The organism is Candidatus Bealeia paramacronuclearis (assembly GCF_035607555.1).
GTDB lineage: Bacteria > Pseudomonadota > Alphaproteobacteria > UBA9655 > UBA9655 > Bealeia > Bealeia paramacronuclearis.
Genome location: NZ_JAVHWZ010000002.1, coordinates 425,256 through 451,774 on the forward strand (window position 1 = coordinate 425,256; position 26,519 = coordinate 451,774).

Genomic DNA, 26,519 nt, shown 5'->3' on the forward strand with positions numbered 1-26,519 from the left:
CATAACCGTATTGTTTTTTTGTAAGCGTCTTATTGGTGTAAATTAGAAAGGGAATACTTAAGATTCCAGGGGAGGAGGTGGGAATAATTATTTTCAGGTGTGGAATTGATGTTGGCGAGGACGTAGCGGAAATAGTCAAAAGCATTGACGCCATTGGCTTTGCAGGTCTCAATGAGGGAATAGATGACAGCTGAGGCGAGGGCACCTTTGACATTGCCCATAAAAAGCCAGTTTTTTCGGCCCACAGCAAATGGACGGATGGCGCGTTCTGCCATGTTGTTGTCAATATCCAAGCGGCCATCATTGAGGTATTCTGTCAAGGGGCCCCATTGCCTTAAAACATAGCCAACCGCTTGCCCCAAGGGACTTTTGGGAACAATCACTTTTTTGTGCTCCTTAAGCAAGACCTTGAATTTCTCAAGGATGGGCTTGGCTTTTTCTTGTCGGAGCTTTTGGATCTTATCGGGCGGGTATTGAGCCTCTTTGGCGTCTTTTTCAATTTTATAAAGGCTTCTGATGATGGTGAGCGCCTCGGCAGATTTGCCCGTGGTGTTGCCTGTACTTTTAATAATGTCCGCAAACTTGCGCCGCGCATGGGCCCAACATCCCACAGCCGTGATGTCTTGACTTTGCGCCAAGGCTTTGTAACCACCATACCCATCCGTATGAAGGTAACCTTTAAAACCCTTCAGGAATTCTTTGGCATTTTCACCTTTGCGTGTGGGCGTGTATTCATAAGAAATGGCGTGATGAGATGACGACCCGGTCATATACACCCACATATAGGATTGCGTTTGCGCCTTGCGGTCACATTCCTTTAAAACTTGAGCCCGCGTTTCATCTGCCCGTACATAAGTCTCCTTGAGAATCTCAGATCTTAAAAGCTCTTTTAAAGGGCTCAAGAGATCACCTATTTGAAGAATCCAACGGCTCATCGTGGCCCGACCTAAGTCAACTTCAAACCGCTCCCACATCTGAGATTGTCGATAAAGGGGTAGATGATCTTGGTACTTGGAGACGATGATGTGGGCCAATAGATTCGCCATCTCTTCCATTACAGAGATTCCAGTTGAGACGCTTGAAAAAGAGCTCAGGTAACTAAGCGGGAATCATTCTGTAAAGAGTGGAATAGTGAACCCCAAAGCTGTTGGCGACCTCTTTTACGGAATGCCCGTTTTCGATTAACTTAAGGATCATGGCACTTTGATCAGCTGTTAATTTTTTAGGCCGACCAAACTCAACACCTCGGTTCTTAGCAGCAGCTCTCCCAAGACCTGTTCTTTCACGTATAAGATCCTTTTCAAATTCAGCAACTCCAGCAAACACTGTCATGATCATCCTTCCTGCATGGGAAGTTGTATCTGCCCACGGCTCTGAAAGAGACAAAAAGCTTGCACCTACAGATTTAATGATCTCCATGATCTCAAGCAGATCTTTTGTCGAGCGTGCAAGACGATCAAGCCGCCAAACGACAAACGTGTCTTCTTCCCGCAAGTGATTTAAGGCGGACTCTAGTTGAGGCCGTTGTCGTTGTGATCCTGATATTTTTTCTTCATAGATTTTTTTGCAGCCGGCCTCCGTGAGCTTTTGAATTTGGATTTTGAGATCTTGATCATCAGTTGAGACTCGGGCGTAACCAATTTTCATTTTGCTATATTTTTCTTTTACATAAATCGTTGCAAAAGTATGCACTTACGCAAGTATATTTTGCAAACAGTTTTTCCTAGGTTTTCTGTCAATGAGATTTTCTTTGCAAAAGTTATAACTTTTGCAAATATGGCAGCCTGTAAAAATGAAGAAAAATGAAACAAATATGATTTATCCAAAGCCTAAGTTGAGATCAGGGGAATTGCATGAAACTCAAATGCACTGGGCTCCTCAAGATTTTAATTTGAAAATAAAGGTATCTGGCAGTCTTAATCTTCAAAAAAATGAGTTTAAATGAAGAAAAACGCTTTTCCAGTGTATTTTCAATATTTTTGATCACAAAGAAGCTGGACTTTTCTTACAAAAGCCCTGTTTCTTTTGAATATTGAGGACACTTAAGATAGCAAATGCAGTAATGCGGATTTGTGACTGGACATGAAACGAAAGCAACAAAAATTGAAATATAAATATATAAATTAATTAAATAATAAATGATATATTTTAATATATATAAAAATTTTATGTTTATTAAGATGGGTATTTCAGAAGTGAGTCCGTTCATGGTAAAGATCAAGAAACACAACGGGTATGTTGTATTTTCAGCACTCCTGCTAATTGGGATATTGGGATTTTTAGGTGTCCATTTATTTTGCCCCCCACGACTATCTCATTATGAGATCAAAACTCAATTATAATCTCATATTTTCAGTCTTCACAGAACCCTCGATGATATAAGCCTGGTTTGCACCCAACCTGATATTATTGTCATGGTGGGAAGCAACCCAAGACAAAGCCTAATAGCAGATGCACAAACTGTAAAAAGTTCAATAGCCAAAATAGATTCATTCAGACCATTTTATAACAAAATAGAACCTACTATAAACACTGACATTGACGAAATCCTTATACAAGCTGATGCATTGGCAGATGAAATTCTATCAACAAAAAAATGTCCGGATGATCTTTCAACTTTCAACTTTGGAGAAACACTTAAAACAATAGAAAATAAAATTCTTCCTTGTGATGGTATTTGTTGATTTAAAAAAACATCAAAAACAAACCTATAATGAATATAAAAATTTAAATCTCTTGAGGGGGTTATCATGAGATTATTAAGTGACAATCAAATAAAAGTGATTAAGAAAATTTTAAGCCACCCATTGCCTAAACTCTCCATTATTCCTGCTGTATTACTTTCCCTTTATCTCTTCTTTTTTCCTTCCCCCGCTCAGCAGTTGCAAACTAGAGACGCTATGAAAACTGAATTAAGTAAGAAATTGTCCGATGTCACCAATCAGATTTCAGATTTAGTAAATACATGTACAGATCTACACAGTCTAGAACACTTTACCTCAAAGGAAGACATAAATAGTGAGCTTATTAATAAAGCTCACGAAGTTGATAGCTCTGTTAACAAAGCGTTAACACTCAGATCTGATTATTTTAAACTCAGTCAAACCACAAATGATAAAATCAAAGGATTTATCATATGGGTCGATGATGTTACGGATTATGTAGAAAGGAATGATTCTTGTCCCCAACAATTAAAGTCACAAAGTGAAATTCTAAATTGGAGCACAAATATACTAGCAGCAATTAAAAGCGACTAATGAAGGGCCTAAAATTAATATAATCAAAGGCCCCTCAAAAACCCTTAGTATTAGCGTGGCCAGCACTTTGCAACTGCAGATGACTCTTTGACTCCGAGAATTCTAGATTTTAGGATATTTATAAGAGATTTTATTTTTAACTCCATATCAACATAATTAATAAAAAAACCAGCAGTATGCTAGAATATTTTATTGGATATCCCAACGAGTTAATTTGGTCAAGTTGATTTGTACGCGTATTTGTCTCACTTCTATCTGAACTCGGACACCGGAGTAATAAAAGAAATCAAAAAAAATTAATAATTAATTAATAAATTTAATTCATAATAAAAATATTATAGTGATTATTTTTCGTTGGTGATTATGATGGCAAAACGTAGCTTTCGTAATAATGATGTAATCTACTCACCTGCCTCTGGGGGCACCGTTTTTGGGTACGGACTGGGTGATACAATTTACGCAGGGGGCGGGCAAACTTATATTGTTGCCCTTGGAAATGCCTCTATTTTTTGTGGGGTTGGAAACACTTACGTGTCCTTTGTGCGGGGGACGAATACTGTCGATACCGGAAGTGGCACAAACAACGTTATCGGTGGCTCGGGAAATGATACATTTCTCTACAGCCTCACGCAGCACCTGAATTCACGGGGTACTGGGTATTATGATGGAGGGGCTGGGTTTGATACACTAAGACTTTCCCTAACACCTGCCCAAAACACGACAACACTTCAAAAAGCCCTTGCGGATTTCAATGCCCAAACCAACAAAAACAAGGTGTTTGATTTTTCCCACTACCATATTCCTGGACTTAATATCAAAGTAGTCCATGTCGAGCAAGTTTCCCTGCAGCTGCCCACCGTCCTGAACACACCACCCACAAGTATTGCTCTTTCCAATTCGACTGTGGCTGAAGATGCCGTCGGCGCCACCATCGGCAAGCTTTCTGTCTCAGGCTTGAGTTCTGCCGACACGGCCACTTTAACCCTCACGGATTCTTCAGGGAGCTTTATGATAGACAGCTCTGGAAATCTCAAGCTCAAACCCGGAGTTTCCCTCGATTTCGAAGTTCAGAGTAATTACAATGTTTCTGTGAAAGCCGCAGCTGCTGGGGGCTCTATCACGAAGAGTTTCACAATCCATGTCACGGACGTAACAGGTCCCATCAAAGCAACAAACGACGTTTTGAACCAAAACGGCGATCTTCAAGCCACGGATGGAAGCGGAGCCATCACAATTACGTCATCCCGACTTTTAGCGAACGATCAAAACCCCGATAGCGATGATGTACTCAAAATTGTAAGCGTTACCAATTCTGCCCATGGCGCTAAGGTTTCTCTTAATTCAGCCGGCAATGTGGCTTATTATGATCCAGGATCGACCTTTTCTTCTTTAAGCGCCGGGAAGCAAGCCACAGATACATTTAGCTATACCGTCAAAAGTGCTGATGGACAAACCTCAACAGCTACGGTGACCGTCACTATTAACGGCACGAATAAGCCTCCAGTTGCCGTCAATGATACCCCAACGACCCTTGAGAATATAGCAATTTCTGGAAATGTTTTTTCCAACGACCACGATCCGAATACAAGCCACGAGTTACGCAGTTTGCAGCAAAAGGGTGGGAATCTAAGCGAAAGACATGAGTTTTGTTATTTCTCTAGAGATATCATGCTTAATAACATCCCACTGCTGCTGATAAAAAGAGAAGCCTCCAGCAAGTCGTCTTTTAAATCTTTGAATCCAAGCCGAAATGGCAAGAAATATATGATTTCTTTGGGCTCGTCCCGTGCGAGACTGACAGCGTTCAAGACCGCATGTTTGCTTTAATTCCCGATGATAAACTTCGATTTTCCAACGCGATTTCATGACCAGTTCAATATGATCACGAGAGGGATTATCCCTATTGGTTCCGATATAATCCGTGCGACCGTTTTTGGCAACAAACCGGAAAACAGTAATCCATCCATATCCGCGTAAGTGAACTTTCAGTCCTTCATCTGGAATGTCCAGCTTTTCAAGAGTTTCTCCACGATTCACTTTCCTGTTTTTCTTCAACCCCATCACCCATGTCCAGCCTATGGATTCAATGGCCTTCAGATTATTCAAGCTCGAGTACCAAGCGTCTGCAACCACGTCATCCGGATTTATCCCTCTGTCTTGAGCCAGCTTTAACATTTCCCTGAAATGGTCATTCTTGCTTTTGCCATCGCTGGCTTTATCATAAATACGATAATCAACAGGAATAGAGTCATGACTCCTCAGGCCATGCCATACCAAATTGACAAGACCTATCCCCGCAATAACATCATGGGCATTCCCAGAATACTGATAATGCACAAGCTCTATCTTCTCGCTCCGATTTTTATCCAAAATTGTATCGTCACATACTAAAAAACAAGGTTCTTTCTTGTTAATAAGAGATTGAGTAAGATTCCACACTCCGCTCGGACGCAATGCACTAGAACTCAACCATCGATTGACGCTGTCATGCGACAATGGAATCGGTGACACCTCCGAAAGTGCCAACCCTGAATAGCGCACACTGCTGGCTTGTAAAAATGAACGATAAAGTGATTTTGTGCATTTGTGTCGAGACATCATTTCTTCTCATTTAATAAATATTCCCTCTCACCTTATCTCTTCTCTCTTCTCCTGCAAACTGCGTAACTCGTGAAGCGATGTTCTTCAGGTTACGGGATATGGAATTGCTGGTTTTAATGTGGATGCTTCAGGCCATCTTTTACCCGGTGCAACTCCTCTTCCTACGGGATTTTCTTTTTCATCTACACTGAATGCGATCTCAGCCGCTTTACCCCCAGGTGCTTTACCCCCAGGGGCACTCTCAACACAGCAAATCCTCGCCTCGTTCCATCTTCAAGACTTCACGCTCAACGCCGATGGGACGTATACGTTTATTCCCGCCAAAAATTATTTCGGGGCGGCCCCCACCATTACCTACTACATCTCTGATGGTCATGGCGGGACAGCGCAGGCAAATTTGAACATCAATGTCACTCATGTTAATCAAACCCCGATCCTCACCTCAACCACTGCTGATGCCTATGTTGATGACTCAGCAAATGCGACTGTTTCCGATTCAGCGGGCACTTTGTTTAAACTCACGGTTACGGACCCTGACCCCGGGGACACGCATAATTATCAGATCAGCGACTCACGTTTTCAGGTAAGCCAAGTGAACGGGCAAGACGTTCTTCAACTCAAGCCCGGGGTACAATTAGATTACGAAGATCCAACAAATCCTAGCCATCAAATTGCGCTCACAGTGACAGCAGTTGATTCTCAAGGCGCAAAGTCGGCATCCCAAAATATTACGGTTCATGTCACGGACCCTGTTGATACCATTAACTCATCCGATATTAAGGTCTCAGATATCACCCTTAATCATGGAACTTCTTTTTCAACAAGTAGCCTCATCAACACGCCGCATGGAGATTCTGACGATCCATTGACATTTACTCTCTACACGCCAGATGCGAATGGAAATTTCACAGTTCCAATAGATCAGACGCCCCTTAATCAACACGGTGTGTCTTTCGATCCTGTCACAGGTATTTTTTCGGGGACTCCAGATTCCACGACTTATGGCCACACTTACGCTTTTGAAATCAAAGCCACCTCCACCCATCTCAATTCGTCTTTTTCCAGCCCTTTTCACATAACTGTCACAGCCCCCCTTGTTGCCGTTGATGACACACAAATCGGCCTTGAAAATTCACCGATTTATGGAAACGTTCTGACCAACGATATTCCCGCTAACCCTGGAAACACGATTCACGTCACGGGATACTCTATTTTAGGACTTGGTACTATCTCTGCGGGAAGCCCGCTCACAGGGAATATTTTCGTCGCAGCGGGCCTTATTTCACCTGGTCAGTTTGGCATTCAAGACTTCCAGCTGAATGCCGATGGAACGTATACGCTCACACCTGCCCAAGGTTATTCGGGAAGTATTCCGACTATCACCTATTACACGTCTGATTCGGCTGGTGAGACAGCCCATGCAAATCTCAACGTCAATGTGGTAGTTCCTGATGCCACCGTTTACGATAATAAAGATGCCCCCATTACCAACTTTCAAACAGGAATTCCTTTTATTCTACCATCTGCCTCCAGTTACGATATCCGCAATGCAGCAACCGGGAAAGTTGACTCTCATTTTACAGTCGACAATAGCGGAAATTTGATTCTTGCTCCAGACACGCAACTGGACTATGAAGAGCCTGCAAATCCGAATCACTTGATTGTGTTAAACATCACGCCGCAAGGTGGAACCTCACAAAAAGTTGTGGTCGCCATCCAGGATGAGTAGGATAGTATTCAGTCTCAATACCTGGATGAAAGGCTCAATAACATCCTGGATAAAATAGGGACCAGTTTTTCCACAAAAGATCTCAGCTCTATTCAGCATCCAGATCAAGACGACCCCTTGACGTTTGCGCTTTATAAAGTGGATACGTCGACGACTCCCTCAACTTTGACTTTGCTTACCACCCCGCCCGCAGGTTTTTCCTTTGATTCAAAGACAGGGATTCTCTCAGGAAATATTGACGGACAAACTCACATCTTCGAAATTAAGGCAACCACCACCGACGGCAACACGGCCTTTTCTAAGTCCTTTACAATCTCTCCTCTGGTGCCTCCGGTAGCCACTGGGGATTCGTTCAGTACGGACGACACGAACAATTTCGCACAACTGGGAAGTGTACTTGGAAATGACACACACGTAGACAACGCCACAGTCACCAATGTTTCTCTCCCGACGGTGACCCTTCCTTCTGAGTACACTGGATTGGGGGCGCTACAAGTGACCGCAATGACCGCAGCAAGCCTTGCGGATGCTCAGGCCAAACTCACCTCCTATGGCATCATGGTTTCCATTGTGGCGGGTTATGACATCAGCCCCACTGGTGCCTTGGACAAAAACTTTATCCTCACGGGAAATCCTGGCGAGCTCGCACACCTCGTTGTGTTGGCCGATGGGAACGCCTACCTCGTCAAGGATGATGCCTTTGATTTCTTACCTCTTAATAAAACCCTCACATTGAATTTTAATTATAACATCCAAGATGCGGGTGGAACATCTGCGCCGGCAAACGTCACAATTACCATTACAGGCACGGACAATAATGACGTTCTTGTTGGAACAAGCGACAAGTCCCTTTCCGGAGGTGCGGGTGATAACGTCCTTTACCTGCTGGATGGAAAAGGCGGCGGAACCTTTTATAGTACAAGCCAAACTCTGAATAATTTTCTGGATCTGCAATACGCGGGTTCACCAACAGCGGGCATTACAGTCAACCTGGGCGCACCTGTGGCCACAGCCTCCGGCCCCTCAATTGGAACGGTGACTTTACAAAACATCCAAAATGTCATTGGAAGCTCCGGCGATGACCTTTTTATCGCAGGAACTGGACCTGAATCTTTCGATGGTGGAGCCGGATCAAATACAATTGATTATAGTTACTCCACAACGGGCGTCGTTGTTAACCTCAGTAGCTCTGTAATAGGTAAGACTAATCAGACTATCACATTTACTTCAGGATTTATCCTTTCAGGGGCTGTCTCTTCTGATACAGCGCTCATTGGAAACGGAGGCCCCGTCGACACACTAAAAAATATTCAAAACGTCACTGGATCATCCCACGATGATGTCATTTATGCTGGCGATGGAAATACCACTATTGAGGGAGGGGCGGGTAACGATTATATAAAAAGCGGTTCAGGGCAAGATACCTTCGTTTATAACATGACCCAAATTGGGGGCTTGGGTAATGATATAATTATGACATTTCATTCTGGGGATATCCTTAAGTTTACACATATCGCGTCTGCCGATTTGCCTAAGTATACAGACGTTATTGATTTCCAGGTCTTGCCCAAAATTGAGATGTACTCAGATCCAACACTTCACGATTCTGCGCACTTGATTGGGACAATCACTCTTTTTGGTATGCCCTACGTTGTTGGAAAGACGGCTATTTCAGATTATCCTATCATCCAGACTTCAACAACCTCTGTAACCCCTAATGCCTTCAATGATGCCTTTTCAACAACAGATACCCCTAACGTAGCAGCGACTTTGATAGGAAATGTCCTTGCCAACGACACGCATAATGTTGAGGATGTGGTTTCTTCTGTAGTTACCCCCACAATTACCCTTCCTGCTGAGTATAGTGGATTGGGAAGCTTGGGCATTACCCCAGTGTCTTCCACAACAGATGTACTGGGGAATTCAGAATTGTCCGCCCTTGCTGCCAGTTTGGGCGTGGAAACCTCCCAGATCGCTCAGGCTTATGATATCACTCCAACCGGCGTCTTGGATAATGGATTCATTCTTACGGGGACTCACGAATCCCCTGCAAAGCTAGCCATTCTTAAAGACGGCAGTGTTTATCTCATTAAAAATGGAGCATTTGACTTCTTGCCTGCAGGAGAAAATGTAACATTTAGCTTTAACTATACCCTTCAGGATCCCATCTCCACCCCAGCGCAAACCTCAACCGCAAACGCAACCATCACTGTCACAGGCACGGACAATAATGACGTTCTTGTTGGAACAAGCGACAAGTCCCTTTCCGGAGGTGCGGGTGATAACGTCCTTTACCTGCTGGATGGAAAAGGCGGCGGAACCTTTTATAGTACAAGCCAAACTCTGAATAATTTTCTGGATCTGCAATACGCGGGTTCACCAACAGCGGGCATTACAGTCAACCTGGGCGCACCTGTGGCCACAGCCTCCGGCCCCTCAATTGGAACGGTGACTTTAAAAAACATCCAAAATGTCATTGGAAGCTCCGGCGATGACCTTTTTATCGCAGGAACTGGACCTGAATCTTTCGATGCTGGAGCCGGATCAAATACAATTGATTATAGTTACTCCACAACGGGCGTCGTTGTTAATCTCAGTAGCTCTGTAGTGGGTGTTGCTAATCAGACTATCAAATTTACTTCAGGATTTATCCTTTCAGGGGCAGTCTCTTCTGATACAGCGCTCATTGGAAACGGAGGACCCGTCGACACACTAAAAAACATTCAAAATGTGACTGGATCGCCTTACAGCGATGTCATTTTTGCTGGCGATGGAAATACCACTATTGAGGGAGGGGCGGGTAGCGACATTATTGAAGGCGGTTCAGGACAAGATAACACGAGTTACGCAGTTTGCAGCAAAAGGGTGGGAATCTAAGCGAAAGACATGAGTTTTGTTATTTCTCTAGAGATATCATGCTTAATAACATCCCACTGCTGCTGATAAAAAGAGAAGCCTCCAGCAAGTCGTCTTTTAAATCTTTGAATCCAAGCCGAAATGGCAAGAAATATATGATTTCTTTGGGCTCGTCCCGTGCGAGACTGACAGCGTTCAAGACCGCATGTTTGCTTTAATTCCCGATGATAAACTTCGATTTTCCAACGCGATTTCATGACCAGTTCAATATGATCACGAGAGGGATTATCCCTATTGGTTCCGATATAATCCGTGCGACCGTTTTTGGCAACAAACCGGAAAACAGTAATCCATCCATATCCGCGTAAGTGAACTTTCAGTCCTTCATCTGGAATGTCCAGCTTTTCAAGAGTTTCTCCACGATTCACTTTCCTGTTTTTCTTCAACCCCATCACCCATGTCCAGCCTATGGATTCAATGGCCTTCAGATTATTCAAGCTCGAGTACCAAGCGTCTGCAACCACGTCATCCGGATTTATCCCTCTGTCTTGAGCCAGCTTTAACATTTCCCTGAAATGGTCATTCTTGCTTTTGCCATCGCTGGCTTTATCATAAATACGATAATCAACAGGAATAGAGTCATGACTCCTCAGGCCATGCCATACCAAATTGACAAGACCTATCCCCGCAATAACATCATGGGCATTCCCAGAATACTGATAATGCACAAGCTCTATCTTCTCGCTCCGATTTTTATCCAAAATTGTATCGTCACATACTAAAAAACAAGGTTCTTTCTTGTTAATAAGAGATTGAGTAAGATTCCACACTCCGCTCGGACGCAATGCACTAGAACTCAACCATCGATTGACGCTGTCATGCGACAATGGAATCGGTGACACCTCCGAAAGTGCCAACCCTGAATAGCGCACACTGCTGGCTTGTAAAAATGAACGATAAAGTGATTTTGTGCATTTGTGTCGAGACATCATTTCTTCTCATTTAATAAATATTCCCTCTCACCTTATCTCTTCTCTCTTCTCCTGCAAACTGCGTAACTCGTGCATAAATACGATAATCAACAGGAATAGAGTCATGACTCCTCAGGCCATGCCATACCAAATTGACAAGACCTATCCCCGCAATAACATCATGGGCATTCCCAGAATACTGATAATGCACAAGCTCTATCTTCTCGCTCCGATTTTTATCCAAAATTGTATCGTCACATACTAAAAAACAAGGTTCTTTCTTGTTAATAAGAGATTGAGTAAGATTCCACACTCCGCTCGGACGCAATGCACTAGAACTCAACCATCGATTGACGCTGTCATGCGACAATGGAATCGGTGACACCTCCGAAAGTGCCAACCCTGAATAGCGCACACTGCTGGCTTGTAAAAATGAACGATAAAGTGATTTTGTGCATTTGTGTCGAGACATCATTTCTTCTCATTTAATAAATATTCCCTCTCACCTTATCTCTTCTCTCTTCTCCTGCAAACTGCGTAACTCGTGGATAACTTCGTTTATAACATGACCCAAATTGGGGGCTTGGGTGATGATTTTATTGACAGATTTCATTCTGGGGATATCCTTAAGTTTACACATATCGCGTCTGCCGATTTGCCTAAGTATACAGACGTTGTTGCTGGCATCTATCACAACGCCAAAATTCAGATGTTCTCAGATCCAACACTGCACGATTCTGCGCACTTGATTGGGACAATCACTCTTTTTGGTATTGCTGCTCAAATTGGAGTGATGGCTATTTCAGATTATCATATCTTCCAGACTTCAACAACCTCCTCTGTAACAACCTCCTCTGTAACCCCTAATGCCTTCAATGATGCCTTTTCAACAACAGATGCCCCTAACGTAGCAGCGACTTTGATAGGAAATGTCCTTGCCAACGACACGCATAATGTTGAGGACGTGGTTTCTTCTGTAGTTACCCCCACAATTACCCTTCCTGCTGAGTATAGTGGATTGGGAAGCTTGGTCATTACCCCAGTGTCTTCCACAACAGATGTACTGGGGAATTCAGAATTGTCCGCCTTTGCTGCCAGTTTGGGCGTGGAAACCTCCCAGATCGCTCAGGCTTATGATATCACTCCAACCAGCGTCTTGGATAATGGATTCATTCTTACGGGAACTCATGAAATCCCTGCAAAGCTAGCCATTCTTAAAGACGGCAGTGTTTATCTCATTAAAAATGGAGCTTTTGACTTCTTGCCTGCAGGAGAAAATGTAACATTTAGCTTTAACTATACCCTTCAGGATCCCATCTCCACCCCTGCGCAAACCTCAACCGCAAACGCAACCATCACTGTCACAGGCACGGACAATAATGACGTTCTTGTTGGAACAAGCGACAAGTCCCTTTCCGGAGGTGCGGGTGATAACGTCCTTTACCTGCTGGATGGAAAAGGCGGCGGAACCTTTTATAGTACAAGCCAAACTCTGAATAATTTTCTGGATCTGCAATACGCGGGTTCACCAACAGCGGGCATTACAGTCAACCTGGGCGCACCTGTGGCCACAGCCTCCGGCCCCTCAATTGGAACGGTGACTTTACAAAACATCCAAAATGTCATTGGAAGCTCCGGCGATGACCTTTTTATCGCAGGAACTGGACCTGAATCTTTCGATGGTGGAGCCGGATCAAATACAATTGATTATAGTTACTCCACAACGGGCGTCGTTGTTAACCTCAGTAGCTCTGTAATAGGTAAGACTAATCAGACTATCACATTTACTTCAGGATTTATCCTTTCAGGGGCTGTCTCTTCTGATACAGCGCTCATTGGAAACGGAGGCCCCGTCGACACACTAAAAAATATTCAAAACGTCACTGGATCATCCCACGATGATGTCATTTTTGCTGGCGATGGAAATACCACTATTGAGGGAGGGGCGGGTAGCGACATTATTGAAGGCGGTTCAGGACAAGATACCTTCATTTATAACATGACCCAAATTGGTGGCTTGGGTGATGATTTTATTGACAGATTTCATTCTGGGGATATCCTTAAGTTTACACATATCGCGTCTGCCGATTTGCCTAAGTATACAGACGTTGTTCCTGGAATCCCGAGCACTCAAACTGGATCTCTCAGCACCTTAATTGAGATGTACTCAGATCCAACACTTCACGATCCTGCGCACCGGATTGGGACAATCACTCTTTTTAGTATACCCTACGTTGGTGGAAAGGCGGCTATTTCAGATTATCCTATCATCCAGACTTCAACAACCTCCTCTTTAACCCCTCATGCCTTCAATGATGCCTTTTCAACAACAGATGCCCCTAACGTAGCAGCGACTTTGATAGGAAATGTCCTTGCCAACGACACGCATAATGTTGAGGACGTGGTTTCTTCTGTAGTTACCCCCACAATTACCCTTCCTGCTGAGTATAGTGGATTGGGAAGTTTGGACATTACGCCAGTCTCTTCTTCAGCAGATGGAATGGGGAATTCAGAATTGTCCGCCTTTGCTGCCAGTCTGGGTGTGAATACCTCTCAGATCTCTCAGGCTTATGATATCACTCCAACCGGCGTCTTGGATAATGGATTCATTCTTACGGGAACTCATGAAATCCCTGCAAAGCTGGCCATTCTTACAGATGGCAGTGTTTATCTCATTAAAAACGCAGCATTTGACTTCTTGCCTGCAGGAGAAAATTTAACACTTAGTTTTGGCTATACCCTTCAGGATTCCGCCTCCAGCACGCCGCAGACAGCAACGGCAACCATCACTGTCACAGGAACGGATAATAATGACGTTCTTGTGGGTCAAAGTGGTGTTCAGGACACCTTTGTTTATAATCTTTCGGGGCCGGTCGGCGTAACAATTTCTAACTTTGGAAAGGATGTAATTACTAACTTTAATGCAGGAGGGGTCTTAGATACAATTCAATTCAATGATCCTGGAGGAGCTTATGTAGCCAGCTTCTCGTTGGCGGCTAATAAACATTATGCAATCTTTCAAACCTTAGGTTTTAATATTTCGTCGGATCCACATGACAATGCGATCATTAATACGCCTTTAGGCACTATCGACCTCGGTTCCGCGGTTCCTTATGCAGGATCTAGCTTCGCTGACTACATTACGACATTCAAGCAAGGGGCAGGTAACGTAACAGACTTCCTCACTATTGCCGCTAATCATGCCCCCCAAATCACCCCCGGTGTCCAACCTTCGGTGTCGCTTTCTCCCGCAACACCTACTGGAGAAAATGCTAAAATTGATTTTACAGGCCTCTTTTACGATCCCGATCCTTCGGATTCCATTGCTCAATATAATGTTAACTTTGGAGATGGCGTCTTGACGCATTTGCAAGCACCCTCGGTGGCCCCCTCCACTATATTTCACACTTACTCAACAAGCGGAGATTACACCCTTACAATCACGGCCATAGACACCCATAACGCCCAGACAACCGACACACTGACGAACTTTGTGCATGTGATTGTTTGAGAGTTTCTGGGGATTCTGTGTGTGAAAACTCATTCCTCACTGTTTTCCCTTTAACTTAAAAATGTCTTAGACATCCCTAACCTCAAAGTCGAAAGCACCTACAATACTTCTCATTTTTCGCCAAAACACAAAGAATTCTTCAAAAGCCTTTTTAATAAAAATTCTGAGATCGCGTGGGACTCTCTAAAAAACCTCATGAAAACAGCTTTTAAGGGAAAGATCTATGGAACAAGCGGTTCTTCACGCCAATTTGCCGTATTCCTCAAAAAAGGGGAAAAGGGGACAATTGAATTCGTGGAGGACTTGAAATTCAATCACCTTAGGTCTCAGATCAGCACAAAAGGAAAGGTTCAGCGTTTAGTCGTGGAGGATCTAAGGAGGGAACGCGTTTTCTCTATCCCGCTCTCAAAGAACTCCTTAAAGAAGCCCTTACAAGAAATAACTTCACGCCTGAAAAGTTTGGTTGGTAATCCTGATCCAATAGAAAGTGCGTCAAGCACATGGAAGTTTTAATATCTCCTTTTTCAAAGATTTAAGGCAATTAAATAAATATAGATAAGAATAGATAAGAAAGAATCTAGGTATTTTTTCAAGACATCAGGATCGGAGAGGTGGCGAAGAAGAAGCAGGAAAAGGCCTTTCCAGTGATTTTGCTTCTTTGAGAATCCACTTTAAGACAGCGACATTGCTGACTTTAAGAAGTTTTCCAACCCTCCCAAAGTTCGCGTTTCCCAATGCATACAAAAGGATTGCCAGGCAAATACTGATCAGGCACAGAACAAAAAACATCCATTATTCACATAAAGTTAAACTATTTATAATTTAAATTTATCATTATTTAATTATATTTTTACATATTTATTGTAAATATTGGTTGATTTTCATGGGCAAATACCAAGGAGATTTATCATGCCTCAAATTTTCAAAATGATTCCTTCCGTTTTGATCCTCTCAGTTGGATTTATTTTTTCTGGAGAAGTCTTGAATGCAAATAATCCTAAAAATCTTAAAGATGAAAATTCAATTTCCATTACATCCACAATACCTGAAAAAAAACATATTGTTTTGGAAGAACAGGAATCGCTTATCAAAGCAGAACATCCTCAATGCAAACTTTCACTCTCTGAAAAGGCGGAATATAATCTTCGCGGAATTGCTCTTTTTTCAGGAAAAAGCGCTTTCAGTCGCCTCATAAAAAGGTTCACCCAAAGTGATTATTCCCATGTGGGAGTTGTGTTTTCAAAAGCGGGGGAAAATCCTGACGATGAAAGTGCGTGGCGTTTTTTTGAAGCAACGATTTCCCCCAAAGATATCATTCTGGAACGTCACTTTCCTCATGTGCGACTCTCACCTTGGACACAAGTTGTTGAACATTATGATGGCAGCGTTTTTTTAAGAACATTTAAGTTCGAAAATGACAATACACCCCCCTCTCAAGCCGTGACTCAATTTGTCGAAAAATTTAATGGAAGGCCTTATGAAAAGCATCTCACGGAATTGATTAGGGCCGCTTATGGCTCTAATAAAAAGGTCGATTTGAGTTCTGTATTTTGTAGTGAACTTACAGCCGAAATGTTCATGGAATTGGGACTCATGCCCCCCTCCAATGCGAACAACTACGTACCAAAACACTTTTCAACGGAATCCTCTATCAAATTAGTTGGCGCCAGTCTCAGCCGTGAGATGATTGTTAAAAAAGCAAAACAAAGCCGTTGGTGCTGTATTTTATAGACTCAATTGGCTTTGGAACATAAAAATCCAAAACCTTTTGTAAAATGATATTTTAAAATTCACGTGCATTGATAAGTTGAATTCTCGCCTTCCAACGCACCTGAAACTTCCTCTCAATTCCCTCTGTCTTTGAGGGTGCCTAACTCAATGATTCCTTTAATGATCATACCTTAAGAGCAAGGCCAGGGCCACCTCATGAAAAAAAAATAGCTAAGAGATAGAAAAAATGAGAGCCTACCTGAAAAAAACAGGAGGTAGAAATGGGAATAGAAGTTGAAATTAGTTTTTTAGATCATTTTAAAGATATAGAAGATCCAAGGTCTGAGCGTAATCGAGACTACACAATGTCAGAAATACGCCTTGTCACTCTGTGCGCTGTAATATCTGGAGCAGAAGGATGGCAGGATGTTGAAGACTTTGGAAAGGCAAAGATTGACTACCTTCGTCAATTCTTACCTTACAAGAACGGAATTCCCAGCGATGATACCTATCGTCGATTTTTTAGAGCAATAGATCCCAAGGAATTTCAAGAGCTGTTTCGAAGTTGGGTCGAAAGTCTTAAATCTCAAATGCAAAAGAAAGTTATTGCTATCGATGGAAAATCATCACGGCATAGCTTTGATGAGGGAACTGATATGTTACATATGGTTAGCGCTTATGCGTCAGAAGCCAGATTGGTGTTAGCGCAGGAAAAAGTCTCAGAAAAAAGCAATGAAATCACAGCGATTCCTAAGCTTTTGGAATGGTTAGACCTGAGAGGAACAACAGTCACCATTGATGCAATGGGATGTCAATATGACATTGCCGATCAAATCATTCAGAAAGAGGGAAACTATATTTTTTCTTTAAAAGGAAATCAGGGAACTCTTTGCGAAGATGTAACAACCTGCTTGAGTGATAGCGAATTGAAAACAATTAACAATATCAGCTCTTTTAAGGATTACGATAAAGGTCATGGCCGCCTTGAGACAAGGCAATGTTGGGTCACACATGATGTGGCCTGGCTGCGAGAGCGGCATCCTCATTGGAGCTCAATTCATAGTATCATTCGTATTGATTCTAAACGAGAAACCAAAGATAAAACCACTTACGAAACACGATATTATATCTCTTCTCTCCAAGAAACTCCTCAGAAGGTCCTGGGGGCTATTCGAAGTCATTGGGAGATAGAAAATAATCTTCATTGGGTTTTAGACATGTCTTTTGGAGAAGATCAATCTCGCATCAGGAAAGAAAACGCCCCTCAAGTTATGGCTATTATTCGACATATGGCTTTAAATCTTTTACAGCTTACCAAAGATAAAATGAAGCGTCAGTCTATTAAAAGGCTTAGAAAAATGGCCGGTTGGGATGACAACATCCTTTCCAATATCCTCACTCAAAAATTTTCATGAGGTGGCCCTGCCAGATTCCCGGTTCTAGTTTTTTCCCAAGATCCGATACGTTTTTTGTACTCTTCACTGGCGTTTTCAAAGCAAAAAACTTCTCCGCCGGGTTTGACAGCACTGACAATCGATGAAAAATTCAACGTCGCAAAAAGGAAAAAAAGATACGAAAAAAAGATACGTAATTTCAAAACAAATCTCCTGAACAATAAAGAGAATAACAGATTTTGAAAGGTATAAGTGGATTACTAGCTTGCTGTCAACATGGCTGAAAAAGAGTGAATACTTATTCCCGCCAGTATTTTCCAACCCAAGGGGCGGGACGAGTATATTTCCTAAGACTTCCAAAAAATCCACCATGAATGGCTTCGGGCGGATTGGGAAGACCATGAAAGACCACAATCTTACACCCCATCGGAAGCACCGGCGCTTTAAAATAGCGCATCAGACCACCCGGGATACAATGACGTTTAAAACTTTGACACCACGCCTCAGGCCAAAAATCGATATCCCCAATTTTTTTCGATAAAAAAATTTGCTCGTTATGATAGGCTTTTAAAACGCTGTCCATTTCATGGGTATAGGTCTCAAGAACGTCTTTATGCGCCCCAATTTCAAAGCAATAAACCGATGAATTTCCAATACCTTGACCCGCCTGGGTCCAATTTTCAATGATGGAAAATTTAGGAGAATACGTGAAAAAGTCATCAATTGAATCCACAATCACGATATCCAAATCCAGAAAAAGTGTCTTCCCCTTGAGATCTCCCAACTTTTGCGAAAACATACCTAATTTTCGCCAAGGAGAGACATCATAAGACTCTGGCACCGTAATAGCCGGCATAGGGAAAACTTCAATATCAGGGCGCAATCCTTCAGGCTCGTCCGTCAGACACACAAAACGGTGGGGTAACGAGAGGTTTCGCTTAACCATGCCTTTTAAAACATTCACGTACTCGGAGGGATATTTCTCCCCCCACTTCATGCAAACCACATTAACGACTTCTGACATTGCGCCCCCTTACAAAAGCTCTTCATAAACGCCTAATGTTTTACGGCACATTTTCTCTAATGAAAAGCGTTGAATCACAGATTCTCGCGCAAGCATCTGCATTTTTTGCCAAGCGTCCTGAGGAAGCGCAAAAGCTTCCTCTATGACTTGCGCTAAAGCTTCAGGATCTTGGGGAGGCACGTACCAACCGGTCAAGCCTTCTTGAATAATCTCAAGAGCGCCGCCATGACGCGTTCCCACAACAGGTCGTCCCATCGCAAGTGCTTCTGCCATCACACGCCCAAACCCCTCCGGATCAGTTGATGTTGAAATAACCAGATCCGAAAGAAGAAAAGCTGCAGGCATATCCTCACAATGCCCTACGAATTTTACGCGACCTTGAATATCTAGATCTTGAACGAGTTTTTCGAGCTCTTGACGATATCCCGTGCGTCCCTGATCTGATCCTACAAGCACCACAGTCATTTTTGCGGATTTCAAAAGGGAAAGTGCGCGAATGAGGACTTCTTGTCCCTTCCAACGGGTGAGACGCGCGGGCAACAAAATGACTTTATGGTCTTCGGAAATATTCCATTCAGCCCTCAAATTTTTCAGTTTTTGAGCTGTAATTTTATAGGGATTAAACAAATCCAAATCAACTGCTCTTTGCACGATCCTTAAATTTTCAGGATGAAACCAGGAAGCATTTCCATATTCTTTGAGAATGTGAGCTGCCACAAATTCAGAAATTGCAATAACGCGATCGCCCTTGGCCATGACCGAATTATAAAATCTCTTCAAGACATTCTGAGCATTATAAGGAGCATGATAGGTCGTCACCAAAGGAATATGAGCTTGACGTGCGGCCTTATAAACGCTCCATGCGGGAGCCCGAGATCTTACATGAACAATATCAATGCGCTCCATCTCCAAAATATGCCTCAGTTTTCTCACGTTCCGCGCAATCGTGATGGGATTTCTAGGCTCTAAATTCAGAGGAATATGTCTTGCGCCATAGCTCTCGAGCCTTTCTACAAGAGGGCCTCCGGATGAGGCCACAAAGGCTTCTCCCCCTGCATTTTGAATGGCGCGGGCAATCTGAAGTGTTCCTATTTCAACCCCTCCGCTTTTAAGGGCTGGCAACACTTGCAATATCCGAGGCGCCTCACGAAATTTGGAAATTTCTTGACGCACACGATAGGGAGACAAATCCAATGACACCGCCTGAGGAACCTTTCTAATGGACACTATTTATAAAATTTCTAGCCTATTTAGTCCTACCTCAAAAGGAGAAAAAATAAGAATGAGAGGAAATACCTTTTAAAGAGGAGAAAATCCAAACCGACATCCTCAAAACCAGAACTTTTTTCACTTTTCCTGAATGACTAATTAATGGTAGATTTTTATTTAAATAAGGGGGCAATTAATAATGAATAAGCTATTTGGATTTTTTCTCATTTTCAACTTTTCATCTGCCGTTTTAGGAACATGTAACACAGACAGCTTTTGTACATGTACAACACCTTGCTCAGGTGACACTTATGGATATGACATTTGCGTTGCAGATTGTATAAAAGAATATCCTGGCTGCTCAGCAAGCGTTAAATGCTCGGGGGCCAGCGATGACTACCTCTTAAGCATAAAAAATGAATCTGATGAGCAATTTAAGATTGCTTATAATTATGAGGCTTCAGAGTGTTTTAAAGAAAAAGATTTTATTTCCCCGAGCCCCTTAATTCTGCCCCCGCATAATCAGGCACCTCGCCTCACAGCAAAAGGCGCCATTTGCTTTAATCCTTTCAATCTCATTAAAAAAAGGACACTTTCCCTCTCCATTACGATGAGCTCTACTGGAAGCAGTGCATTATGTAAATTTGGTATGTATGAGGATACGCAGGGAACAGTCTGTACAATTGAGGGGCATGATGTAGTCTACGCCTATAAAGATTCAGACCAAATAGGCAGTGCTACAATTGGCAAGAATCCAATCAACCCAAAACCACAAAATATCAATTTTACATTTGAAAACAATTCCAGCTATCCCATTACTATAACGCCAGCAGACACGGGTACCTGTTGGACAGTTGGCACAGGGGAAGGAGGGTTGAGAACGTTTACTATCGACAAAACCAATCATAACCCTATGGGAGAGTTTATAACTTCAATTGACACTACCGGGACTTGTTTGAAGGAGCCCTCCAATCTCAATATTAAATTTTCATCTGACCTTGATTCTGCGCCTGTAACATTCATGCTCTCAGGGGAAAGCTTAAGTACTGATCCTCTTGCAGCAACTATTGGGGACAAAATTAATGTTGAGTTTTCTTACAAGGGAAATGTGGCAACAGTGACATTTAGCGATAAGACGTAAGCATCATTTAAGCCTTAATGTTCATCTTTAATTGAGGATTGTTCGCACAATTCATCACAACCAGAAACAGAACAATGCTCACAAGCATTTCCATTATCAATAAAACTTTTACTGCTGTCAAAAAATGAAGAGCAAGGATAGCATTGCGCATAATCCTCGAGTCTTTTTGGATTTTGAGTGCACTGACATTCCCACAACTCATCAGAACGCTGATAACAAGAATGGATCTCAGAATCATGAGGTCTATAAGGGCACGCAATTTTTGCAAGAGAAAAACATGCGCACGTCCCTATAAAAAAAGAAGCGGTTGCCACAAAAAATAGGCACTTATTGTGAGTGAACCTATAATTTGAGCTTTGAATAAGTTGCTGACGGTGCAATGAAACTCTCCCTTTTTTAAGGAGTGTGCCATAAGATTCTCTCCCCCACAAATGAATTTCAGTGTCCCCTCTTCCATCAAAGTCATTGTAAACATAACTCAGCTCATGCAAAATTCCCTTAAAGAATAAAAACTATTAAGAGGGGAATTCACGATGAACCGTAAGATTTTATTAGGCTTTTTTATCTCATTCACATTTTTGAATACGGCTCTCTTTGGCGTTCTGCGCACGCCCTCTGAAGAAGACACCATGGAGGAATTGATAAATTCTTACGTCACACCCACAAAAAAGATTGAAAACACAATTTCAGATATGACGAGTCTTGTGATTCATCTTAAGAAAAAGACGGAAACACCCAACCCCATTACGCTTGAGGAATTATTCCGACTGGAAAGACAAAATCAATGGGGGCACCGTATATTAATTACGCCTGATCGCCTTCTTTTTCAAATAGCTAGCTATAAAAATGCAAAAAGTCCGGAGGAACTTGCCATTGTGAGTGCTGCTCAATCTGCGTGGGCGCATCGGCCGTTTTGCATTAATGGAGGAAATGCTAAAGAACATCTCGAATTGTTTTTTGAACACCACTTTTTAACTTATCTCGTGTTGGGGCCAGGGCTCGAACTTCATCCAGAGTATTTCAACATCCTTTTCTCAAGACAATTAACGGGTTTTGGTTATTATAATGTGAAAAAAAATCCCCTTATGAATCCGCTTTCACCCCATACCTTTGCTTTTAAAACATCAGCAAACACACTGAGATATTTTTCAGTTAACTCATCTCCGTTTTTTAAGGCCACTGATCTTAAGTCCCTTCCTTTCGTCGTTCACACACTCTCTATTTCCAATCAAATTGATATTACTTGGGAAGTACTGAATAGCACGCTCTCACCTATACTGAAGTCGCTTACCATTCTTTACAACGCGCAAATGGTAACTCAAATGCCTACTATGAAGTGGCCCTCAAAGCTCGCATCCTTACAAATTTCCTATCCCCCCCTTAAGGGAGACACTTTGGCCTCGCTCCCGCAGTCCCTTCAGTCATTAACAATTGAGGATGCCAACAAACTGACGTCAGAAGATATGAAATATTTACCATCAGATCTGATCTCTTTGCGACTGAAAAATTGCAAACGGTTGGGCGGTCATTTTGTGGAGGGCCTTAATTCAAAAATTGAATATCTTGAGATTAATAATTGCCCTGGAACTGTAAAAGAGGACCTCAAACTCTTTACGTCTTCATCACATTCAAAGCGAAAACTCCTTTGGATAGAAGAAGGAACCTATGAATAATATCATTTGAAAGAGGCTGAATTGTGGAAATTTTCTATTTCTCATGAGATGTGTTTATTTCCCTTAAGAAACAGATCTTGCCACATTAGATCAATTCCTTTAAGATTTTACAATTGTTTACTCCCTATTCATCAGCTTGAAAGATTTTATTTTGAATAAATTATTACTTTCAATCTTCTTAATTTTTCTTCTTACTATTGTACCCGCCAATGCTATAAAAACCTTTGATGATTTACCAGAAGATACAAATCTGGAGATTGCAGGAAAGCTTGTGGAAACGGGCTCTTACAACTCCCTTCTGAATTGGAGTCGCACTTCAAAAAAATGGAATAAGTTGGTTAAAAATGAAAAGCTTTGGAAAGAGACTTTATCTAAAAACCAGCTAAAACTCGCAGCATCCCTCAAAAAAAATCCCGCACTCTTTTGTCGAGAAAACCTTGAAGATCCCATCCTCTTTGTGATCGACAATCAAACAGGGATCGAAGAATTCGATATTAACCTGAGCTTTAGCTATGGTGGATATGAGAAAGCCATTCAATCTTACTATGATAAAAATATCTATCTGGGAACAACTTTTTCCAATCAGTTTGAAAGAAATGTTGTTTTTTCGAAAAAGGGAAACCTTGTCATTTTACGTCAAAGTGAATTTCAACTTCTCACATCTTGGAGTAGGAGCTTTTCTCATATTCCTGTAAATTTTTCCGTTCAGAGAATAGACAAACCACAGTTTCAATTTCAAGGCTGGGATGAGTACAACACGGATCCCAGTCGATTTGTAAGAGACGGTGTGGAAATTAAAAACGATGACAGTATGCTTTCTTACAGTAAATTGACTTTGAAAGTTTATGGTTGGGGTCCGCGTCTTTATACGCTAAGAGACAAATGGGATCATATAAAGGATTTATTTCTCCAGGCCTCTGGGAAATCAATTCCTTTTTTAAAATATGCCAAGGAAAACGTAAAAAAAGATATGCCTAAAGAATGGATCAAAGAAGATCTCAAACAATGGCGTGTAACCCCTAACGTGATACATGCTCTTTTTTCCTTAGAAGCCGAAACAGATTGGTTAAAAAAATAAGCATGAAAAAACTCATTCTCGCCACCCACAACGGGGGCAAAGTTCAAGAACTGCAATTACTTTTGAAGCCTATTGGAATTGAAGTTCTCTCTTCAAAAGATTTCAATTTAATTGAACCCATTGAGGATGGTGAGACGTTTGAGGCCAATGCGCTCATTAAAGCCAAATCTGTTTTTGAGGCTACGGGAATTTCTACTTTGGCAGATGATTCTGGGCTTATGGTCTCCTGTTTGGACGGCCGGCCTGGTGTGTATTCGGCCAATTGGTTAGGACCTCAAAAAGATCCCCTAGTCGCCATGGCTCGCCTTCAAAAAGAAGTTGCCGACTCTCAAAATCTTACCGCAAAATTTGTAACCGTCCTTGCTTTTTTAAATGGCGGAGCTCCTGACTTTTTCAAAGGAGAATGTGTGGGGACTTTAACGTTTCCACCACGGGGAGATCAAGGTTTTGGATTTGATCCCGTCTTTATTCCCGAGGGAGAAACTCGTACTTTTGCGCAAATGACAAAACTTGAGAAAATGGCCATTTCCCATCGAGGAAAAGCGCTTCACGCCTTTTTGGAATTTTTGAAAAATGGATAAACGTCCTCTTGGTGTTTATATTCATTGGCCTTATTGCATTTCAAAGTGTCCCTATTGTGATTTTAATAGTTATGTAGGCGCCGAGGCTAATCGTACCAAAATGCGTGAGGCTTATCTGAAGGCATTGGAGTCTGCTTTTCAAGACACTCCCAATCATACGCTCCAAACCATTTTCTTTGGGGGGGGAACACCCTCACTGATGCCGCCGGAACTAACGCGAGATTTAATCGAAAAAGCCAAGTCTTTGTGGGGACAAAATCACGAGATCGAAATCACTTTAGAAGCCAATCCGGCAACCGTTGATCAAGACCGATTCTTGGCATTTGAAAAGGCCGGCATCAATCGTCTCTCTTTGGGCATTCAATCTTTGGACGAGAATGTCCTGAAATTTTTAGGACGTCGCCATTCAAAAGAAGAGGCGCTTGAAGCCATCACATTAGCGCGCGGGATTTTCCCACGCTATTCCTTCGATCTCATCTATGCTTATAAAGACCAAACATTAGAATCGTGGGAGACCATGCTTCGTCGGGGACTCGAATTGGCAGGAGGTCATATCTCCCTTTATCAACTTACAATTGAGCCAGGCACGGCGTTTTATGCCCGGACACAAAGAGGAGAAATTCTGAACGTTCAGAATGATTTGGGCGCAGAACTTTATGAAATGACTGGCGAAATATTAAAAGATGAGGGCTACTCTGGCTATGAAATTTCCAATTATGCAAAAGCGGGACATGAAAGTCAGCACAACCTAATTTATTGGCGCTATCAAGATTACGTCGGAATAGGCCCAGGCGCTCATGGGCGCTACAAAAACCTTGAGGGGCAAAAGATGGGAACCCAATCTCTTCGCGGTCCTGACGCATGGATCGAGTCCGTCCTTCACAATGGCCACGGGTTTCAATCGACAGAAAAACTCTCTCCCCAAAACCAAGCTACCGAAATGATCATGATGGGCCTTCGTCTTGAAAACGGTATCGATTTTAACCATTTTGAAGCAGAAGTGGGAACAAAGCTAAAAGATTTTCTAAACCCAAAAAAAATGGAGGTACTTATCGCAGAAGGTTATCTTTCTTCTCACGAAGATACACTCAAACTCCATCCTAAAGGGCGCCGAAACCTCAATGCAATTTTGCAATATTTTTTGTAATTGTGTCACACAAGACAATCTGATTCAGGCCAAACAAGACTGAGGCTCAAAGCCCACTTCATCATCCCAATGAGGATATCAAGGATTTTCCAGGCAACAGGCTTGGCAAAGAGGGGCTCCAAGGCTCTTGCACCATACCCTAAGGCAAAAAACCACAGAAATGAAGCCGTGACGGCTCCATAGCCAAACCACAACCTCTCCTCATTTCCAAACTGGGCACTAATGCTCCCCAACAAAACCACAGTGTCCAGATAAACGTGAGGATTGAGATATGTGAACGCAAAAAGGGAAAGAATCACCTCACGATAATGAGGTGCAATTTGATGCATGTCCACTTGAAGCGAGGAAGATCTCCATGCCGACCGGAAAGATTTGAAGCCATAGTACGCCAAAAAAATCGCACCACCCCATTTGGCAACAGGAAGCAATCCCTCAATTGAGAGGATCAACTGCCCAAATCCACCCACACCAAGCCCTACCAAAATGGCATCCGAAAAAGCACAAAACAACACCGTCAAGAGGACATGTTGTTTGAGAATTCCTTGTTTAAGAACAAATGCATTTTGGGCGCCAATGGCCATAATCAGCCCCGCACTTATTCCACATCCTATCCAATACGATGACATCACCACACCTT

20 protein-coding genes and 2 pseudogenes are annotated in these 26,519 nt (G+C 42.4%); 14 read left to right on the forward strand and 8 right to left on the reverse strand.

The window, feature by feature from the left end; all coding sequences use genetic code 11:
• Nucleotides 1-29: 29 nt before the first annotated feature.
• Both tnpC and Bealeia2_RS07115 read right to left on the reverse strand, forming a co-directional pair.
• Nucleotides 30-1,055, reverse strand: coding sequence for an IS66 family transposase (gene tnpC / locus Bealeia2_RS07110; protein WP_331256360.1), 1,026 nt, complete (start codon nt 1,053-1,055; stop codon nt 30-32).
• 43 nt (nt 1,056-1,098) lie between these two features.
• Nucleotides 1,099-1,647, reverse strand: a complete 549-nt coding sequence (locus tag Bealeia2_RS07115; protein ID WP_331256361.1) for a recombinase family protein — start codon at nt 1,645-1,647, stop codon at nt 1,099-1,101.
• A 767-nt stretch (nt 1,648-2,414) separates the two neighbouring features.
• Between Bealeia2_RS07115 and Bealeia2_RS07120 the strand changes: the two genes are divergently transcribed.
• The 3 genes and pseudogenes from Bealeia2_RS07120 to Bealeia2_RS07130 form a co-directional block, all read left to right on the forward strand.
• Nucleotides 2,415-2,684, forward strand: coding sequence for a hypothetical protein (locus tag Bealeia2_RS07120; protein WP_331256362.1), 270 nt, complete (start codon nt 2,415-2,417; stop codon nt 2,682-2,684).
• 66 nt (nt 2,685-2,750) lie between these two features.
• Nucleotides 2,751-3,257, forward strand: a complete 507-nt coding sequence (locus Bealeia2_RS07125; RefSeq protein WP_331256363.1) for a hypothetical protein — start codon at nt 2,751-2,753, stop codon at nt 3,255-3,257.
• Nucleotides 3,258-4,265: 1,008 nt separating this feature from the next.
• Nucleotides 4,266-4,835, forward strand: a pseudogene (locus tag Bealeia2_RS07130) (Ig-like domain-containing protein); the annotation flags it as partial.
• Between the two features lie 48 nt (nt 4,836-4,883).
• Here Bealeia2_RS07130 and Bealeia2_RS07135 read toward each other — a convergent pair.
• Nucleotides 4,884-5,855: an IS701 family transposase gene (locus Bealeia2_RS07135; RefSeq protein ID WP_422388038.1), complete on the reverse strand. Its 972-nt coding sequence runs from the start codon at nt 5,853-5,855 to the stop codon at nt 4,884-4,886.
• 121 nt (nt 5,856-5,976) lie between these two features.
• Between Bealeia2_RS07135 and Bealeia2_RS07140 the strand changes: the two genes are divergently transcribed.
• Both Bealeia2_RS07140 and Bealeia2_RS07145 read left to right on the forward strand, forming a co-directional pair.
• Entirely contained in the window at nt 5,977-7,587 is a 1,611-nt protein-coding gene (locus Bealeia2_RS07140; RefSeq protein WP_331256364.1) for an Ig-like domain-containing protein, read from the forward strand.
• 138 nt (nt 7,588-7,725) lie between these two features.
• Nucleotides 7,726-10,464: a beta strand repeat-containing protein gene (locus Bealeia2_RS07145; RefSeq protein WP_331256365.1), complete on the forward strand. Its 2,739-nt coding sequence runs from the start codon at nt 7,726-7,728 to the stop codon at nt 10,462-10,464.
• Here Bealeia2_RS07145 and Bealeia2_RS07150 read toward each other — a convergent pair.
• On the reverse strand, nt 10,461-11,432 hold the full coding sequence (locus Bealeia2_RS07150) for an IS701 family transposase (RefSeq protein WP_422388038.1): 972 nt from the start codon (nt 11,430-11,432) through the stop codon (nt 10,461-10,463). The two genes, Bealeia2_RS07145 and Bealeia2_RS07150, sit on opposite strands and share 4 nt — an antisense overlap.
• A 28-nt stretch (nt 11,433-11,460) precedes the next feature.
• Nucleotides 11,461-11,889, reverse strand: a pseudogene (locus Bealeia2_RS10580) (IS701 family transposase); the annotation flags it as partial.
• Nucleotides 11,890-11,958: 69 nt separating this feature from the next.
• On the opposite strand from Bealeia2_RS10580, the gene Bealeia2_RS07160 reads away from it, so the two are divergent.
• The 4 genes from Bealeia2_RS07160 (at nt 11,959) to Bealeia2_RS07175 (ending at nt 18,050) form a co-directional block, all read left to right on the forward strand.
• Nucleotides 11,959-14,925, forward strand: coding sequence for a beta strand repeat-containing protein (locus tag Bealeia2_RS07160; RefSeq protein ID WP_331256366.1), 2,967 nt, complete (start codon nt 11,959-11,961; stop codon nt 14,923-14,925).
• A 195-nt stretch (nt 14,926-15,120) separates the two neighbouring features.
• Nucleotides 15,121-15,438 carry a hypothetical protein gene (locus Bealeia2_RS07165; protein ID WP_331256367.1) on the forward strand — a complete coding sequence of 106 codons (318 nt, stop codon included), beginning with the start codon at nt 15,121-15,123 and terminating at the stop codon, nt 15,436-15,438.
• A 396-nt stretch (nt 15,439-15,834) separates the two neighbouring features.
• Nucleotides 15,835-16,656 carry a hypothetical protein gene (locus Bealeia2_RS07170; RefSeq protein WP_331256102.1) on the forward strand — a complete coding sequence of 274 codons (822 nt, stop codon included), beginning with the start codon at nt 15,835-15,837 and terminating at the stop codon, nt 16,654-16,656.
• A 260-nt stretch (nt 16,657-16,916) separates the two neighbouring features.
• Nucleotides 16,917-18,050, forward strand: a complete 1,134-nt coding sequence (locus Bealeia2_RS07175) for an ISAs1 family transposase (RefSeq protein WP_331255183.1) — start codon at nt 16,917-16,919, stop codon at nt 18,048-18,050.
• Between the two features lie 277 nt (nt 18,051-18,327).
• Here Bealeia2_RS07175 and Bealeia2_RS07180 read toward each other — a convergent pair whose 3' ends face one another.
• Together Bealeia2_RS07180 and Bealeia2_RS07185 are read right to left on the reverse strand one after the other, a co-directional pair.
• Complete coding sequence (locus Bealeia2_RS07180) at nt 18,328-19,053, reverse strand: glycosyltransferase (RefSeq protein WP_331256368.1); 726 nt, start codon at nt 19,051-19,053, stop codon at nt 18,328-18,330.
• A gap of 9 nt (nt 19,054-19,062) precedes the next feature.
• A complete protein-coding gene (locus Bealeia2_RS07185; protein ID WP_331256369.1) occupies nt 19,063-20,247 on the reverse strand; it encodes a glycosyltransferase family 4 protein in 1,185 nt (394 codons plus the stop codon).
• Between the two features lie 214 nt (nt 20,248-20,461).
• Here Bealeia2_RS07185 and Bealeia2_RS07190 point away from each other — a divergent pair, with 214 nt between their 5' ends.
• The 5 genes from Bealeia2_RS07190 to hemW all read left to right on the forward strand — a co-directional run bounded on the left by Bealeia2_RS07190 (nt 20,462) and on the right by hemW (nt 25,882).
• Nucleotides 20,462-21,403 (forward strand): hypothetical protein, encoded by a 942-nt coding sequence (locus tag Bealeia2_RS07190; protein WP_331256370.1) that lies wholly within the window; start codon nt 20,462-20,464, stop codon nt 21,401-21,403.
• A gap of 533 nt (nt 21,404-21,936) precedes the next feature.
• Complete coding sequence (locus Bealeia2_RS07195; protein WP_331256371.1) at nt 21,937-23,076, forward strand: hypothetical protein; 1,140 nt, start codon at nt 21,937-21,939, stop codon at nt 23,074-23,076.
• Nucleotides 23,077-23,227: 151 nt separating this feature from the next.
• Entirely contained in the window at nt 23,228-24,154 is a 927-nt protein-coding gene (locus tag Bealeia2_RS07200) for an F-box protein (protein WP_331256372.1), read from the forward strand.
• A gap of 2 nt (nt 24,155-24,156) precedes the next feature.
• Nucleotides 24,157-24,735 (forward strand): RdgB/HAM1 family non-canonical purine NTP pyrophosphatase, encoded by a 579-nt coding sequence (gene rdgB, locus Bealeia2_RS07205; protein ID WP_331256373.1) that lies wholly within the window; start codon nt 24,157-24,159, stop codon nt 24,733-24,735.
• Nucleotides 24,728-25,882, forward strand: coding sequence for a radical SAM family heme chaperone HemW (hemW, locus tag Bealeia2_RS07210; RefSeq protein WP_331256374.1), 1,155 nt, complete (start codon nt 24,728-24,730; stop codon nt 25,880-25,882). The genes rdgB and hemW overlap by 8 nt, the downstream gene beginning before the upstream one ends.
• Nucleotides 25,883-25,887: 5 nt before the next feature.
• Here hemW and Bealeia2_RS07215 read toward each other — a convergent pair whose 3' ends face one another.
• The gene (locus Bealeia2_RS07215; RefSeq protein WP_331256572.1) at nt 25,888-26,508 is read right to left on the reverse strand and encodes a LysE/ArgO family amino acid transporter; all 621 of its coding nucleotides are present in this window, start codon (nt 26,506-26,508) and stop codon (nt 25,888-25,890) included.
• Between the last annotated feature and the right edge of the window lie 11 nt (nt 26,509-26,519).